The following is a 13202-nucleotide window of genomic DNA, read 5'->3' on the forward strand; positions in this document are numbered from 1 at the left end:
CACGAGCCGGGCCCGGGTGGCGGCGCGGTCCGCCGCCCGCCACCCGCCCGCCGCCCATCAGTCGCTCGTGACCGTGACCTTCTCGTCGTTGTTCAGCTGCTGTACGAGCTGGGCGACCTTGGTCTTGTTCCACAGGAGGTTGTTGCCGATGTTGCCGGAGAGCGGCATGTTCATGGACTTGCCCTCGCCGTTGGTGACGCCCTTCATCGCGAAGAACATCTGGCCCAGGTCCCACAGGCTCATGTCCTTGTCGGTGATGACCGTGTTCAGGCCGGCGCTCAGCGTCGGGTAGAGCTTGAAGGGGTTGAGGAGGGTGCTCGGGGTGGCGGTCTGGTGCGCCAGGGCGGCCAGGAACTTCTGCTGGTTCTTGGTGCGTTCCAGGTCGCTGGCCGCGAAGGCGTGCCGGGTCCGGACGAAGGCGAGCGCCTGCTGGCCGTCCAGGGTCTGCGTACCGGCCTGGAAGTCGGCGCCGGCGTCCTTGTCCTTGAACGCCTTGGGGATGTCCAGCTCGACGCCGCCGATCGCGTCCACGATGTTGGCGAAACCGGCGAAGCCGATCTCGACGTAGTGGTCGATGCGCAGATGGGTGCTGGCCTCGATGGTGCGCACCAGCAGCTCGGGGCCGTCCATCGCGTACGTGGCGTTCAGCTTGGTGTGGCGGCCCTGGGCGGGGAACTTCTTGCCCGACTGGGAGCCGACGAAGGACGGGACGACCACGTCCGAGTCACGCGGCAGCGAGATGAGAGTGGGGCCGTTGCTGCCGTCGTGCAGGATCATCATGGAGTCGGTGCGCTTGCCCTCGGCGGAGCCGGTGTGCAGCACCTTCTTCTGCTCGTCGGTCATGCCCTCGCGGCTGTCCGAGCCCACGATCAGGTAGTTCGTACCGTCCCCGGCCGCCGGCCGGTCGATGACCTTGCTCAGGTCGACCTCGCGGCGCATCTGGCCGTCGGCCCAGAAGTACGTGGCGATCGAGGTGACGAGAAAGACGGTGACCAGGGTCAGCACGGTCCACTTGATGCGGCGGCCCCAGTTGGGGGCCGGCCGGCTGCCGCGGCCGGTCGCGGCGGGACCGCCGCCGTGGCCACCGCGCCCGCCGCCGTCGCCGTAGACCTGGCCGGTGTTGTAGCCGCTGTTGTACGAGTCGTAGCCCTGCGACTGCTGCGGAGGCACGGACCCCCGGTTCGGGGACAGCTGCGGCGGCAGCGGCGGTTCGGAGCGCGGCCGCCCCGGGCCCGCGTCCCGCCGCACCTGCGGCATGGCGCGGGCGCCCTCCGGCTGGGAGCTGCCGCTGCCGCGTCCGTACTGGTTGCCGCTCTGGTCGCCCGACCACCCATTGGGCCATTCGTTCATAGGGGAGAGTGTGCCTGCCGCGGGGCCCGGCCCGACAGGGCGGGTACCGGATCGGGCCGGGCCTGTTGCAGAGCTGATGCATAGCGGGGCGTGACGTGATATCGGACGCGATCATTCCGGCGGACGGGCGGGCGGTTCCGCCGACGCTGCCGGCTCCCCTTCCACATCACCTCGCTGACCTGCGTGGATGTCCGGAGAGGGAGCGGCGGAACGGCCCCGGCGCGGGGCGCTTAGGCTAGGGCCATGACCGATCAGGGCGTTACCGAACCCGGGGACGATCTCCCCGGAAAGCCGACATTCGCGTCGCGTACGACGCTCAGCCACATCATGACCGCGAGCGACACGAACCTGCTCGGCACGGTGCACGGCGGCGTGATCATGAAGCTGGTGGACGATGCGGCGGGCGCCGTCGCGGGCCGGCACTCCGGCGGGCCCGCGGTGACCGCGTCCATGGACGAAATGGCGTTCCTGGAGCCGGTCCGGGTCGGCGATCTGGTCCATGTGAGCGCGCAGTGCAACTGGACCGGCCGCTCCTCCATGGAGATCGGCGTACGCGTCATGGCCGAACGCTGGAACGAATCGACCCCCGCGCAGCAGGTCGGTTCCGCGTATCTGGTCTTCGCGGCGGTCGACGAGGACGGCAGGCCGCGGTTCGTCCCGCCGGTGATCCCGGAGACGGAGAAGGACCGGCGCCGCTACCAGGAGGCGCAGATCCGGCGCACACACCGGCTCGCCCGCCGCCGCGCGATCAAGGAACTCCGGGAGCAGCGGGTGGCTGAGGGGCTGGAAGATTAGTGTGCCGAGGCGGGAATTCCGCTGCGTGATCGTTCGTGGTGCGGTACCGGCCGGACGGCGTGGAGGGGACGGCCGCGGGCCCGGTTGGTGGTGCTGACCGGAGACGGACGGACGGAGAGCCGCTGGGACATGTCCAGGCGGTCTGGGGATGTGGCTACGCGGAGTTCTCAGCGGGGCGGCGCGACCAGTCCCGTCTCATAGGCGATGATCACCAGTTGCACCCGATCCCGCGCGCTCAGCTTGCTGAGCAGCCGTGCCACGTGGGACTTGGCCGTGGCTGCCGTGATGACGAGTTCGTCCGCGATCTCGCTGTTGGAACGGCCGAGGCCGACCAGGGTCAGTACTTCCCGCTCCCGTTCGGTGATGCCTTTCACCAGCCGTGGGGGGCGTTTCGGTCCGGGCGCGGGGCGGTCGAGGAAGTCCGCGATCAGGCGGCGGGTGACACCGGGTGCGATCAGGGCGTCGCCGGCGGCGACAACGCGGATCGCTGAGAGGATGTCGTCCAGCGCCATGTCCTTGACGGCAAATCCGCTCGCGCCGGCGCGGAGCGCGCCGTAGACGTAGTCGTCCTCGTCGAAGGTGGTCAGGATCAGCACGCGCGGTGCCCCGGCGTCGGCTGTGATCAGGCGGGTGGCCTCGATCCCGTCCATGCCGGGCATCCGGATGTCCATCACGACCACGTCGGGGCGTACGTCCTTGGTCAGTGCGACGGCCTCCGTGCCCGTCGCGGCCTCGCCGACGGTATCCAGGTCGGGCGTACCGTCGATGAGCACGCGCAGGCCGGACCGTACCAACGGCTGATCGTCGGCGAGCAGGACTCGGATGGTCACCGGGCAGCCGCCCCGTCCGTGACGGGCAGGGGCGCCGGCAGGTCGGCCGCCACCCGGAAGCCGCCCTCGGGGCGCGGCCCGGCGCTGAAGCGGCCGTGCAGCAGACGGACCCGCTCTCGCATACCGGTGATGCCGAAACCCCGGTCCGTCGTGCTGTCCGGCATACCGCGGCCGTTGTCGACGATCTCCAAGGACAGCGCGTCGTCCCGACAGGCGATGGTCACCTGGCAGAACCCGGCGCTCGCATGACGGACGACATTGGTCACCGCTTCCTGCACGATGCGGTAGGCGGACAGTTCGACGTCTGGCGGCAACTGCCGAAGCTCTCCGCTCCAGTGCACATCGACACGGACACCCGCCTGTGCGGTTGCCGCGGCCAGCTGGTCGATGTCCTTGAGGCCCGGCGAGGGGACGAGCGGCGTCTGCGCCGGGTCTTCGTCCGGGTGCGTGCGGCGTAAGGCGACCAGCGTGCGCCGCAGTCCCGATAACGTCTCCCTGCTGGTGGCCTCGATGGCGTCCAGTGCGTTACGGGCTTCGGCGGGCTGTGTGTCGATGACGCGTCTGCCCATGCCGGCCTGGATCGCGATGATGCCGATGCTGTGCGCGACCATGTCGTGCAGTTCGCGGGCGATCCGGAGCCGCTCAGCGGTCACCGCATCTGCCAGCGCCTGCGAACGCCACGCCGTCGCGTGCTCGCGGCGCTCGCGGATCAGCTGGCCGACGGCGCAGGAGGTGACCACTGCCAAGAGGGCGATCACGCCGGTGCCGGTCAGGGCGAGCGGTCCGCGCGAGAGACCGGCGACGGCCGTGAACTGCACGGCGAACGTTACGGCCACGGCGATGAGTGAGGTACGCCGGGACCTGGTGGCGACGACGACGCCCAGAACGACGTCCACTGCCAGATACGACAGGAACCGGCTCTGGTAGGAGAGGGACGAGCTGTGCGGGTATCCGTGGGTGAACAGCACCACGGTGGTGGAACCCATGAGCATCAGGGCCAAGGCCACCAGCGGCGCGTGTCGCAGCACCCCGACAAGCAGGCTCATGGCCAGCAACGCCCCGATGGCATGGACGGCGTGCGGGGCCTGCGGCGCGCCTCCCAGCAGGAGAAACAGCGCGACGGGGTATAAGAAACCCCCGGCAAGGGACAGGGAATTCGTCTTCTTCATCGCTGATGCCCTCCTCGAAGTCCGGAGCTGCCATGCGAAGTGCTCAGTGACGGCGGGGTGAGCGGAATGGGCATTCATGCCGCGAGACTAACCACTCCCTGTTCAGGAGACATTGACCTCCGGGAGTACGCCCACGGACCAATGGCGCCCTCCGGATTGCCGCCGACGGGCCGATGCCGTACACGGCCGCGCCCGGCAGGATCGACACCGTGATCGAAGTCAGCGAACTCGTCGAGCGCTACGGCAACAGGAACGCAGCCCACCACGTGTCCTGCGCCGTGCCGCCAGGACAGCGCGGTGCCGGGTTCTCCGGTCCCCACGAAGCCGACGGCGCAGCCTTACTGCGGATGCTCTTCATCCTGGTCGCGCCCACGCCGTCGGTACCGCTGGGGGGCTGTGGGCCCTCACTCGCCGCAACGGCATCTCGCGGTGGCTCAGTTGGTGCGGCCGGGAGTCGCATCGTGCAGCCCTCGCTCGGCGTGAGGGCGTCGGCCCGAGGCCGCTCGGGCATTGCCCGGCGATCTGCCGATGCGCGATGAGCCGGTCCACGGAAGAGACAGAAGGGCGAGCCGTGGATGCGGCATCTCTCCACGGCTCCGTCGCCGTGGGCCACACGGTCTTCTTGATCAAGGGGGCGATTCCGGGTGGCGAAGGAGCGGGCACGGTGATTTCCGCTCCGGGTTACTTCGGCGACCGGGCCGCTGAGGTGCAGTTCCTCGAAAAGCGGAATGTAATGCTCTAAACGGAATGCACGGCTCTGCGGCCGTACCAATGTGGGTTGGCCGAACTTCGGCAGCACCGGAATCCGCAAGCGTCCGGAGCCGAAGAATGCTGGTTGCGCGCACGAATGCGGAACCTATGCAACATCTATGCAATCGCCAGTTAATCTTCACGGAGTCGAAATGATTCGACGTGAAGATGAGAAAACCTAAAGGAGGGGAAATGTTCGCGAAGCTCAGTGACAGGCTGGTTGCATTGGTCGTGCCTGAAGTGGAGGCCGCGGCGGCCTCGTGCAGCGAGGCCCGCAACTACTGCGACGGCGAATGCCCGTTCTGGTGGTGGCGGCGTGCGCACTACATCACCTGTAGCGATGGCAAGAGCTGGACCGAATACGAGTGCTGCGGCTGCGGCTGCTGAGGCATGCTCGGTGAGCACTCGTTAGATAGGTAAAACATGGGGTGTCGTGCCTCGTCGTAGAAGGCGCGACACCCCATGGCCCGAGTCTATCCGACGACCGTCTACCGAAAAGTTTGATATGAACACAAGCGTTGAAGTGCGGGAACTGGGCAAACGGTATGGCTCCAAGGTGGTAATCGAGGGGCTCGATCTCGAACTCGGGAAAGGTGTCATCGGCCTGCTCGGCCCCAATGGGGCAGGAAAGACGACGCTGCTGCGTTGCCTGGCCACCGCCCTGACTCCGGACTCCGGCCGGATGGAAATTCTCGGGCTCGACCCGATGCGCCGGTCGCAGCGCACAGAATTACGCAAGCTCATCGGCTACCTGCCGCAGAACCCGGGACTCTATCCGCATTTCACGGCAGCGGCGATGGTGGACTACATCGCGCGTCTCAAAGAAGTCACCGACCGGCGCATACGCAAGGACGAGGTCCAGCGCGTCTTGGCGGAGGTGGATCTCACTGAAGCCGCCGACACCAGGGTCCGCAAACTCTCCGGCGGTATGCGGCAGCGACTCGGTATCGCACAGGCGCTCATCGGCGACCCGAAATTCCTCATCCTCGACGAGCCGACAGTGGGTCTCGACCCCGAACAGCGCATGCGTTTTCGCACGTTGGCCTCGCGCCTGGGTCAGGGGCGTACCGTGCTGCTCTCCACGCACCAGACGGAGGACATCGCCGCACTGTGCGACAGGGTCATCGTCTTCAGCAAGGGCAAGGTGGTGTTCGACGGCACCGCGCCGGAGCTCGCCGACGCGGCGAGCGGTCGGGTCTGGGCCAGCGGCAGACAGCCCGCGGCGGCCCAGGTCTTCTGGCGTACGGCCGACGGCCGGTACCGCGTGGTCGGCGAGCGCCCGCCTGACGGGACCCCGGTCGCCCCCACTGTGGAGGACGGGTACTTGCAGTTCCTGGGCACGGGCGCGAGGGCCGGGGCATGAGCCGACCGCTGTTCGCGCTCGTCGTGGCCGAGACGCGTATCGCACTGCGCAGCCCGCTCCTGTGGCTGCTGACACTGCTGACGGTGACCGGGCGGACCGTCTCCACCTGGCACGAGATGCCGAACTGGTCCGTGGAGGGGGTGGACACGGCCACTTCGGCGCTCGTGATCGGTGCCGGCGCGATGCTGGCAGCCAACCTGGCGATCCTGCGGGACCGGCGAGCGGACGCCCTGGAACTGACGGACCCGCTGCCGGTACGGGCGCAGACCCGCACGCTCGCCGTACTGGTCGCGTACCCGCTGGTGGCCATGGCGTACGCCGCGGTGGCCATGGGGATGCAGATAGCCGGACTGCTGATCAACAGCCGTCCGGTCGGCCACTTCGACGTGCGTGAACTCCCGGCCGGCGTACTGCCGGTCGCCTTGATGGCGGTGCTGGGAGCAGCCGTCGGACGATGGATCCCCCACCTGTTCGCAGCCCCCGTGTGCATCCTGCTGTTCTTCTGGACCCTGGTGCAGTTCCCCCAGTCCTGGCTGCTGCCGATGGTGCCCTACCCGAAGCTCGCCATCGACCCCGTACGGCCGCCTGCCTGGCATCTGCTCTATGCCGCCGCGCTGACACTGACTGTCGGAACCGCAGCACTGCTCCGGCATGGCAGCAGACATCCTGGGCTTGTCCTCCCCGGGGCGGGGAGCGCGGCGGCCGTGGCGGTCGCCCTCACTCTGACCCTGAACTCCCCGGCCGCGGCCGCCGCGGCGCGCACCGAAGACCTCCGGCAGTCGACGCGCTCCGTCACCGCCGGTGCCGATCACTGTGAAACGCTACAGACCACTAGATACTGCGCGTTTCCCTCCTACGCCGGGTGGATTCCGCTCTGGCGGGATGCGGTCGGGCCGGTGGTGGCCGCGGTACCGACGGCGTTCCGCCACCGCCTGCCCGGTATCACTCAGCGAGCCGGAACCGGCACGTTCGATCCCACGGTCACCAGCCGCAACATCCTCACCACGATGTCGTGGGGGCGCAACGGTGCCGAGCGGGATTCCCGACGGGCCCTGGCAGCTCAGATGGCCGCGGCGGCAACCGGCTTCCCGCGGGGAACTCAGCGCGGCGCAGGGCCATCCGGTTGCGATGCCCGGGGCCGGGCCCGGACCGTTGTGGCGCTGTGGCTGATCGGCCAGACCGAGGAGCCGCTGCCCGCCACGAGCACCCGCAGTTCCGTCCGTACGGACAGCGGCAAGCCTACGGAGCGTGTGGTACCTGCCTCCGACCTCGGCGCGGTGGACTACGGTCCGGCCGAACTCGCCTACGCACGCCGGCTGTTGGCGCAGTCCGGCGCCCGAGAGCGTATCCGGGCCAACTGGACCGCTCTCACGGCCCCTGCCACCACCCTCGATGAGGCTCTGCCGCTCCTGAATCTGAACCGCTCAGCCGCTTCCGAGACACCGAAGGGGACTCCATGCGAGTGATCTGCCGTCCCGGCGTCCTCGTCCCACCGCTGATCCGGGCCATCGACTGGGTACCCGTCAGCGCCGCGGCCGTGGTGTCGCTCGGGCTGGCGCTGGTGACGACGCCCGGCTCCACGGTGGAACCGGCGAACGCCATGGTCACCTTGCGCATGGCCGGAGTGCTGCTCGGTGCTGCGGCCGGCTTCGCCCTGGTGGACGCAGCGGCGGTGACCACCGCCGTGGCCCCGGTGCCCCGCTGGCTGAGGCAGTGGATCCGTACGCTGCTCGTTGCGGGTGCGGCTGCCGCCGCCTGGGCCGGGACCTTGCTCCTTCTGACGGCCCGACTGGCCGACGGCACGGAAATGCAGACGCCGGGACTGGTGACCGAGGCGGCCGTCAGCCTGCTCATCGGCCTGGCCTGCACCGCCGTCGCCGTGCGGCAACGGCCCGAACGGATCGCCGCGGTGATCGGAGCGGCCGCACTCCTCATCATCGCGATGAGCACGCTGCCTTACGTGGAAGAGGTCTGGCCCTACCCCGGCAGTCCCCGGTGGGGCGAGATACACCGGGCCTGGCTGTCGGTGCTGCCGGCGCCATTGCTGACCCTCGCCTTCGCGCACCGGGACGTGGCCCGATGACAGCGACGACGTGCACATCGAGTGCCGGGCATCCATCGACATCGCCGTCCTCGCCTCGTTCATCGGCAAAGCTCGTACGAGGCCGCGGCCCGCCGACTTCGTTGATGCCGTGGGCGATCGGCTACCCAGACTGCTACCCAAGGCCGCAACTTGGGCCGTGGCGGTAGCGAAAGCAGCCACGGTCGCCCTCATCGGCACGCAGGCTGCGGAGCTGGCTCCTTCTCTCTCCGGCGTGTTCCCTGCTGAGCGCATTCACCGTGGCAATCAGCCGAGTTATTCGACGCAGCCGCCGGGTATTCTGCCAACGCTTCGGCACCCCGCCGGGTCGTCGCACGTCGCGCGCGAATCCTGAGTTGTTGGCCGACGCGGTCATTGGCGGGCTGATGACAGTCAGCTTGACCGCTCCAATGGGGCGACGGGAGTTGTGACAGCGAGGCTCTGCGCGGCTGTCATCAGCAGGGGGCGCTGCGCACCGACAACATCGCGGAACTTTTCAGCTCACTACTTAACAGAGGTTGCTATGTCCTACTTGTACCCACTGGTTGCCCTGGTCGGAGCATTGGGCGTCCTCAATTTGGCCTTCACTTTCGGCGTTGTGCGCAGGCTCCGGGAACACACCGATCTACTGTCCCAGCGGAACCGGTCACAGGGTTCCGGTCCGAAAGTAATGCTTGACGTGGGCGAGACGGTTGAGGCTTTCGACGCCGTGACCGTTGACGGCACAGCGCTATCACAAGCGGACCTGGCCACGGGGGCGACTCTGGTCGGAGTGTTCGCTTATGGATGCTCGTCCTGTGACGAGAGACTTCCAGCATTTCTCGAGCTCGCACGGAGTTTCCCCGGGGGCAAGGACCAGGTGTTCGCGGTCGTTGTCGGCGACTCGGAGCACGTGGCCGGGAAACGGGACAAGCTCACACCAGTGGCCCGAGTTGTTACGGAAGAGTACGGCGGAGCAGTCACGGCCGCGCTTGGCGTGAAAGGGTATCCAGCCTTCGCTCTGCTGAACTCCGATGGTGCCGTGACAGCCGCCGGCACCCTGGTGGAGGACTTGAACCTGATGCCCGCCAAGGCCGCCTGAAATGCGGAGCACCCTTCGTGCCCTCAGGATGACCTGGCAGGCCGGCAAGTGGCTGATCGGTCTGTACCTCGTCTCCACCATCGTCAGTGCGATGGTGCCGCTTGCTCTGGCCTGGGTGACCAAACTCCTGCTGGACATGCTTGGCCGCGGAGAAACGGACGTCGACCGGGCCGCGATCCTGGGGTGTGCCCTGGGCGGCATCGGCCTCCTCACGGGACTACTGCCGCATGTCATGGTGTACGTGAACAAGGAGACCGAGCGCCGGGTAGGGCTGCTCGCCCAGGACCAGTTGTTTCTGACCACCGAACGGTTCGTAGGACTTGCCAGATTTGAGGAACCCGAGTTCCTGGACCGCCTGCGTCTCGCCTTGCAGAACGGCGGTACCACCCCCGGAGCAGTAGTGGCCGGCGCGTTATCCATCGTGCGTACTACCGTCATGGTTATCGGCTTCCTGGGTTCATTGCTTGTACTTTCCCCGTGGATGCCGATCCTTGTGTTCGCGTCCGCGCTCCCCGCTCTCGGCGCGCAACTGTGGTTGGCAAGGAGGCGCGCCGCACTACAGTGGGAACTTGGCCCAGTGGAACGCAGGGAGATCTTTTACCGTGACCTGCTGACCAGTGTCCAGGCAGCCAAGGAGATACGGCTGTTCGGTACCGGGACACACCTTCGCACCCGGATGCTCATAGAACGTCGTAAGGCTAACCACGAGACCTCCCGGCTGGACCGAAGTGAACTTGCTGTCCAGGCCCTGACGGGTTGCGCGACGGCTTTGTTCGCCGGTGGATCCCTGCTGTGGGCGGTCCTTGCGGCGGCCGGTGGTCGAATCTCTATCGGGGATGTCTCGCTGCTGATCTCATCGATCGCTGGGGTGCAGTCAGCCAGTGTTGCTTTGCTCCGGGAAATTGCCCAAGTGCATCAGAAACTCCTGCTTTTCAAACACTTCCTGGAGATCCTGGACAGTGAACCGGATCTTCCAGTGCCGAGTAATCCATCTCCAACTACACCGCTATCCCAGGGGATAGAATTCCGTGATGTATGGTTCCGATACTCTGCGGAGCAGCCCTGGATTCTACGTGGCTTGAACCTCGTCGTTCCGCACGGACAGACTCTGGGCCTGATCGGCCGCAACGGAGCAGGTAAAAGTACGCTGATAAAGCTGCTGTGTCGGATGTACGACCCTAATAGAGGGGCGATTCGCTGGGATGGTGTCGATCTCCGGGAAATGGAACCCAATGAGCTACGGGAGCGTATAGGGGCAGTTTTCCAGGACTACATGAACTATGATCTTTCGGCAGGCGAGAATATAGGGCTGGGTGACTTGTCGCGGTCACAGGATCAACAAGCGTTGACTGCGGCTGCAATCAGCGCGGGATCTCACGATCTCATTTCATCCCTCCCTCACGGTTACGATACTCTGCTTTCCCGGATTTTTTTTGCGGGTGGGGTGCTAGGAAACGCTCGCGGCGTCACACTTTCTGGTGGGCAGTGGCAGCGAATTGCGCTTTCTCGAGCTTATATGCGAGGCTCTCGCGATCTTCTCATACTCGACGAGCCTAGTTCCGGTCTGGATGCTGAGACCGAGTATGAAATTCACGTAGGGTTAAGGAAGCATCGCCAGGGTCGGACGAGCATCTTGATTTCGCATCGACTTGGCGCGGTGCGGGACGCGGACCTCTTAGTGGTTCTTGAAGAGGGGGAAATTGCAGAGCGAGGAACCCATGATGAACTTGTCGCTCTCGGTGGCCTCTATGCTCGTATGTTTGCCATCCAAGCCAAGGGATATCGGGATGAATATTCAGAGGTGCAGCAATGATATTGTTGTGGTGTGCCATTGGAGCAGGAGCGTGTGCTGCTTCTTTACTGTTCTGGTTGCGTAAGCGCCTCATCAGCGTCAAGATATCTGGCGTCAGCATGTTGCCGACATTTCACCCCGGTGACAGGGTGTTGGCCCGCCGGGTGCCTCAATCGCGAATCGCGGCCGGGGATATCGTGGTTCTCGCCAGTCAGCCTAGAACCTTGGCTCAGCTACAGGCTGAGGCGCGACCTTATGAGATTGTATCGTGGGAACCCCATGTGACTGCCGACTACGTCCGCAAGGACTCTTGGGTGATTAAGAGAGTCGCAGCCGTGCCAGGAGAATTAGTGCCGCCTCAGGTCCGCAGTCGAGTGCAGGGTGAGGTAGTGCCACAGGGGTCATTCGTGGCGCTGGGTGATAATCCAGTGAACAGTGTCGATTCGCGACACCACGGATATCTGCCACTCGGCGCAATCCTCGGGAAAGTGATAAGCGGGCGTCCCTGTCGCGAGTACTAGGTAGGCGAATGTCGAAAAGCGCAGAAAATTCACCCGCATGCCTCATAGCCTGTTGTTTTATTTTTTCCAGGTTCTGAGAGGTGCGCCCTCAGGTGCCGGCCGCTCTGGAACGTATACGCTCCAGAGCGGCCGGCGCCTGAGGCATTCACTGCTTATGTGAGTGCACTTCCGAATGCGCGGATCGTTTCGGTGTCCCTGCGGAGTACAGCCAAGTGAAGTCTCTGGATGTCTGGTGAAAGATCCAGGCCATACTGATTTCCGATGGTCGAGACGGCGATCTCCCAGGCGTCCAAGGCTTTGGCGATGTCTCCGCTCAAGTAGTACGCGCGGATGAGATTCTCCCAGGATTTTTCCCGGTGCGGTTCCAGCTCAAGTATCTTCCGGATTTCTGGAATGAGCTCTGCCGACTGGCCCAGGTTGATTAGTGCCTCTATTAGGCTTTCTCGAGCGGTGCTCCTCAATTGTTCGGCGGCGTCGAACTGAGCCCTGGCCCGGCTTGACAGGCTGCACCCCTGACCGATCGGGCCGCGCCACAAGGACAGCGCCTGAGTTAGAGAAGAACGAGCCTTTTCGGTGCAGCCTGAACGGAGCTCATGTAGACCGCGAGTGGCTGTCCTTTGGAAGCGGGTGAAATCGAGTTCATCCGGACCGATATGCAAGCGGTACCCTCCGCTTTCGCCACCGCCGCCGCGTATAGTAGTGATCTTCGCTCGGAAAATCGGATCAATTAAGCTGAGCTGCCCACGCAGGCGGGAGATGTGTAATCGAAGATTGTTTGCCGCCGTTTTTGGTGGGAATTCCCATATTCTTCTCAGTAGGACAGGGATGGGCACCGGAAGCCCTTCTTCAAGGAGGAGTGCAATCAGTGTGGCTCGCACGGGCGCGGTGTCAATAGAGTGCTCCTGATCGGCGACTTTGACCTTCAGGGGACCGAGTATGAAGAAAGACATCACGACCTCTACCTCTTGAGAATGTCACTCGTGAATCATTGCGGGCATCATGCAGGATCCCTGTCAGTATTTCACTTCCTGCTGCCAAATGAGCCACTTTTCCTGGAACTGGTGACACCCTTAGTGCTCGAAAGAAAATGGGCCGAACGGAACCTGGCGCAGCGCCTGTCGCGAGAGCATCTCCACATGTGCTCAGGCCGCTGGCCTCGATAATTCGTGACGATCCGTCTGTTCTTCTGCGGGCCGTTTCGCCTCTGTGGGCTGGCGGGGAGCAGGCCGCGGTTCGTCCCGCCGGTGATCCCGGAAACGGAGAAGGACCGGCGCCGCTACCAGGAGGCGCAGATCCGGCGCACACACCGGCTCGCCCGGCGCCGCGCGATCAAGGAACTCCGGGAGCAGCGGGTGGCTGAGGGGCTGGACGACTAGTACTCCAGTCGCAGTTCGCTATCGCTGCTGGTCAGAGCTCTGTTTTGGAGTGTGCTCGGCTGATGGTCCGTCAGCTGGCGGGGGTTCGTGACTTC

The 13202-nt window shown here is 65.3% G+C and carries 13 protein-coding genes and 1 pseudogene; 10 read left to right on the forward strand and 4 right to left on the reverse strand.

Features of this window, described 5'->3' with window-relative positions:
• Positions 1-57: 57 nt before the first annotated feature.
• Complete coding sequence (locus IH09_RS17060; RefSeq protein WP_052857111.1) at positions 58-1350, reverse strand: LCP family protein; 1293 nt, start codon at positions 1348-1350, stop codon at positions 58-60.
• A 243-nt stretch (positions 1351-1593) separates the two neighbouring features.
• Between IH09_RS17060 and IH09_RS17065 the strand changes: the two genes are divergently transcribed.
• The gene (locus tag IH09_RS17065) at positions 1594-2145 is read left to right on the forward strand and encodes an acyl-CoA thioesterase (protein ID WP_052857112.1); all 552 of its coding nucleotides are present in this window, start codon (positions 1594-1596) and stop codon (positions 2143-2145) included.
• Positions 2146-2312: 167 nt separating this feature from the next.
• Here the strand turns inward: IH09_RS17065 and IH09_RS17070 are convergent, their stop codons facing one another.
• Both IH09_RS17070 and IH09_RS17075 read right to left on the reverse strand, forming a co-directional pair.
• On the reverse strand, positions 2313-2975 hold the full coding sequence (locus tag IH09_RS17070) for a response regulator (RefSeq protein WP_052857113.1): 663 nt from the start codon (positions 2973-2975) through the stop codon (positions 2313-2315).
• Positions 2972-4144: a sensor histidine kinase gene (locus tag IH09_RS17075; protein ID WP_052857114.1), complete on the reverse strand. Its 1173-nt coding sequence runs from the start codon at positions 4142-4144 to the stop codon at positions 2972-2974. The genes IH09_RS17070 and IH09_RS17075 overlap by 4 nt, the downstream gene beginning before the upstream one ends.
• A 942-nt stretch (positions 4145-5086) precedes the next feature.
• On the opposite strand from IH09_RS17075, the gene IH09_RS17080 reads away from it, so the two are divergent.
• From IH09_RS17080 to IH09_RS40670, 8 genes are all read left to right on the forward strand, one after another.
• Positions 5087-5281 carry a hypothetical protein gene (locus IH09_RS17080; protein WP_052857115.1) on the forward strand — a complete coding sequence of 65 codons (195 nt, stop codon included), beginning with the start codon at positions 5087-5089 and terminating at the stop codon, positions 5279-5281.
• A 118-nt stretch (positions 5282-5399) separates the two neighbouring features.
• Positions 5400-6257, forward strand: a complete 858-nt coding sequence (locus tag IH09_RS17085; RefSeq protein WP_052857116.1) for an ABC transporter ATP-binding protein — start codon at positions 5400-5402, stop codon at positions 6255-6257.
• Positions 6254-7723 carry a hypothetical protein gene (locus IH09_RS17090; RefSeq protein WP_052857117.1) on the forward strand — a complete coding sequence of 490 codons (1470 nt, stop codon included), beginning with the start codon at positions 6254-6256 and terminating at the stop codon, positions 7721-7723. The genes IH09_RS17085 and IH09_RS17090 overlap by 4 nt, the downstream gene beginning before the upstream one ends.
• A complete protein-coding gene (locus IH09_RS17095) occupies positions 7714-8340 on the forward strand; it encodes a hypothetical protein (RefSeq protein WP_190233319.1) in 627 nt (208 codons plus the stop codon). Before IH09_RS17090 ends, IH09_RS17095 begins: the two co-directional genes overlap by 10 nt.
• A 10-nt stretch (positions 8341-8350) precedes the next feature.
• Positions 8351-8692 (forward strand): hypothetical protein, encoded by a 342-nt coding sequence (locus tag IH09_RS39095; RefSeq protein WP_143682228.1) that lies wholly within the window; start codon positions 8351-8353, stop codon positions 8690-8692.
• Positions 8693-8860: 168 nt separating this feature from the next.
• Complete coding sequence (locus IH09_RS17100) at positions 8861-9418, forward strand: TlpA family protein disulfide reductase (protein WP_052857119.1); 558 nt, start codon at positions 8861-8863, stop codon at positions 9416-9418.
• 28 nt (positions 9419-9446) lie between these two features.
• Complete coding sequence (locus IH09_RS37325; RefSeq protein WP_205379818.1) at positions 9447-11231, forward strand: ABC transporter ATP-binding protein; 1785 nt, start codon at positions 9447-9449, stop codon at positions 11229-11231.
• A complete protein-coding gene (locus tag IH09_RS40670; protein WP_110952364.1) occupies positions 11228-11731 on the forward strand; it encodes a S26 family signal peptidase in 504 nt (167 codons plus the stop codon). The genes IH09_RS37325 and IH09_RS40670 overlap by 4 nt, the downstream gene beginning before the upstream one ends.
• A 152-nt stretch (positions 11732-11883) precedes the next feature.
• On the opposite strand, the gene IH09_RS37335 is transcribed toward IH09_RS40670, so the two are convergent.
• The gene (locus IH09_RS37335) at positions 11884-12681 is read right to left on the reverse strand and encodes an AfsR/SARP family transcriptional regulator (protein ID WP_190233321.1); all 798 of its coding nucleotides are present in this window, start codon (positions 12679-12681) and stop codon (positions 11884-11886) included.
• A 264-nt stretch (positions 12682-12945) separates the two neighbouring features.
• On the opposite strand from IH09_RS37335, the pseudogene IH09_RS37340 reads away from it, so the two are divergent.
• Positions 12946-13107, forward strand: a pseudogene (locus IH09_RS37340) (acyl-CoA thioesterase); the annotation flags it as partial.
• Positions 13108-13202: the final 95 nt, after the last annotated feature.

Origin of the sequence: Streptomyces celluloflavus (genome assembly GCA_000720995.1) — a bacterium.
GTDB lineage: Bacteria > Actinomycetota > Actinomycetes > Streptomycetales > Streptomycetaceae > Streptomyces > Streptomyces celluloflavus.

Coding starts and splice junctions, on each gene's coding strand:
- IH09_RS17060 (WP_052857111.1), bottom strand. CDS start 1,350: ATGAACGAATGGCCCAATGGGTGGTCGGGCGACCAGAGCGGCAACCAG.
- IH09_RS37335 (WP_190233321.1), bottom strand. CDS start 12,681: ATGTCTTTCTTCATACTCGGTCCCCTGAAGGTCAAAGTCGCCGATCAG.
- IH09_RS17085 (WP_052857116.1), top strand. CDS start 5,400: ATGAACACAAGCGTTGAAGTGCGGGAACTGGGCAAACGGTATGGCTCC.
- IH09_RS17095 (WP_190233319.1), top strand. CDS start 7,714: ATGCGAGTGATCTGCCGTCCCGGCGTCCTCGTCCCACCGCTGATCCGG.
- IH09_RS17090 (WP_052857117.1), top strand. CDS start 6,254: ATGAGCCGACCGCTGTTCGCGCTCGTCGTGGCCGAGACGCGTATCGCA.
- IH09_RS17065 (WP_052857112.1), top strand. CDS start 1,594: ATGACCGATCAGGGCGTTACCGAACCCGGGGACGATCTCCCCGGAAAG.
- IH09_RS37325 (WP_205379818.1), top strand. CDS start 9,447: ATGACCTGGCAGGCCGGCAAGTGGCTGATCGGTCTGTACCTCGTCTCC.
- IH09_RS17100 (WP_052857119.1), top strand. CDS start 8,861: ATGTCCTACTTGTACCCACTGGTTGCCCTGGTCGGAGCATTGGGCGTC.
- IH09_RS17075 (WP_052857114.1), bottom strand. CDS start 4,144: ATGAAGAAGACGAATTCCCTGTCCCTTGCCGGGGGTTTCTTATACCCC.
- IH09_RS17080 (WP_052857115.1), top strand. CDS start 5,087: ATGTTCGCGAAGCTCAGTGACAGGCTGGTTGCATTGGTCGTGCCTGAA.
- IH09_RS40670 (WP_110952364.1), top strand. CDS start 11,228: ATGATATTGTTGTGGTGTGCCATTGGAGCAGGAGCGTGTGCTGCTTCT.